The sequence below is a fragment of the Kitasatospora sp. NPDC057542 genome, from assembly GCF_042801945.1.
In the GTDB taxonomy this organism is placed as follows: Bacteria; Actinomycetota; Actinomycetes; order Streptomycetales; family Streptomycetaceae; genus Kitasatospora.
Genome location: NZ_JBHVFE010000811.1, coordinates 1 through 1,691 on the forward strand (window position 1 = coordinate 1; position 1,691 = coordinate 1,691).

General features: G+C 76.1%; 3 protein-coding genes. All 3 read left to right on the top strand.

Translation table 11 applies throughout. The features are described from left to right. Window positions 1-1,036 (top strand): putative baseplate assembly protein (locus tag ACFU7Y_RS43735; protein WP_380772021.1); only part of this gene is annotated, 1,036 nt, incomplete at its 5' end. Beyond that, window positions 1,033-1,596: a phage tail protein gene (locus ACFU7Y_RS43740; RefSeq protein ID WP_380772023.1), complete on the top strand. Its 564-nt coding sequence runs from the start codon at window positions 1,033-1,035 to the stop codon at window positions 1,594-1,596. The genes ACFU7Y_RS43735 and ACFU7Y_RS43740, both read left to right, overlap by 4 nt. 3 nt (window positions 1,597-1,599) lie before the next feature. Then, window positions 1,600-1,691, top strand: a 92-nt coding sequence (locus ACFU7Y_RS43745; RefSeq protein WP_380772025.1) for a zinc-ribbon domain-containing protein, incomplete at its 3' end; no start/stop codon positions are given.

The window sequence follows — 1,691 nt, forward strand, 5'->3', positions numbered from 1 at the left end:
CTTCCGGCTCGCCCGGCCGCCGGTGCGGCTCGACGGCGAGCCCCCGGTGGTCGAGGTCGCTGCCGACGACGGCTGGGAACGGTGGACGGTCGTCGAGCACTTCGGCGAGTCCTCGCCCGCCGACCGGCACGTGGTGCTGGACGCGACCACCGGCGAGTTCCTCTTCCCGCCCGCGGTCCGGGAACCCGGCGGCAGCCTGCGCGCCTTCGGGGCGGTGCCGCCCAAGGGCGCCCGGCTGCGCGTCCCGCGCTACCGCACCGGCGGCGGGATCGCGGGAAACGTAGCCCGCGGCACCATCACGGTGCTGCGCAGCTCCGTCCCGTACATCGCCCGGGTCGACAACCGGGAGGCGGCCCGGGGCGGGGTCGACGGCGAGACGGTGGAGAACGCCAAGGCCCGTGCCCCGCACCAGCTGCGCCTGCAGGAACGTGCCGTCACTGCCGGGGACTTCGAGCTGATCGCCCGGCAGGCCGCCCCGTCCACCGCCCGGATCAGCTGCGTGCCCGCCGCCGGCGGTGAGGCCGGGGCGGTGCGGGTGCTGGTCGTCCCCGACGCCGTCGCGGACGAGGGCGACCGGCTGCGCTTCGAGCAGCTGATCCCCGACGAGCAGGTGTTGGCCGCCGTGGCGACGGCCCTCGACGAGCGGCGGCTGATCGGCACCCGGCTGGTCGTGCAGCCGCCCGCCTACCAGGGCGTGACGGTGGTCGCCCGGCTCACCACCCGCTCCGCCGACCCCGACCGGGTCCGCGAGGAGGTGCTCGCCGCGCTGTACCGGTACCTCAACCCGCTGCGCGGCGGCGCCGCCGGCGAGGGCTGGCCGTTCGGCCGGGCGGTGCAGTACGGGGAGGTGTTCGCGGTGCTCCAGCGGGTGGCCGCCGTCGCGGGGGTCGAGGAGCTGCGGCTGTTCCCGGCCGACCCGATCACCGGACGCCGGGGTGCACCCGCCGAGCGGGTCGACGTCCCGCCGGACGCCCTGGTCTTCTCCCATCAGCACCAGGTCGTGGTCACCGCGGTCACCGAGGACGGGCCGTCATGACCCGTGCCGCGGTCCCGGGACTGCCCAGCCCGCACCCGATCGGCGAACTGCTGCCCGCGCTCTTCGCCGACGACGACCTCGCCCAGCGGTTCACGGCCGGCCTCGACACCGTCCTCGCCCCGGTCTTCGCGACCCTGGACAACCTGCCCGCCTACTTCCGGCCCGGCCTCGCGCCGGCCGACTTCCTCGACTGGCTGGCCTCCTGGGTCGCGGTGGAGGTCGACCCGGCCTGGCCGGTGGAGGTGCGCCGCGCGGTGGTCGAGCGCGCGGTGGAACTGCACCGCTGGCGCGGTACCCGGCGCGGCCTCACCGAACGGCTGCGGCTGGTGCTCGGCGCCGGAGCCGAGATCGTGGACGGCGGCGGCGTCTCCTGGTCCACCGACCCGGACGCCGAACTGCCGCCCGCACCGAGCGGCGAGGTGCTGGTCCGGGTCTGGCCGCTGCACGGGCCGGAACCGGACGAGGACCAGGTGCGGTCCGTCGTCAGGGCGGGCTGTCCGGTCCATCTGACCTGCCGGGTGGAGATCCTGCCCGGCCCACCCGGGCGAGCGGAGGGCTGACGGATGCCGGTGTGCCCCGAATGCGGAACGGCCAACGGGGAGGGGGACGACTTCTGCGGCAACTGCGGCGCCTACCTCGGCTGGTCGCACGGCAC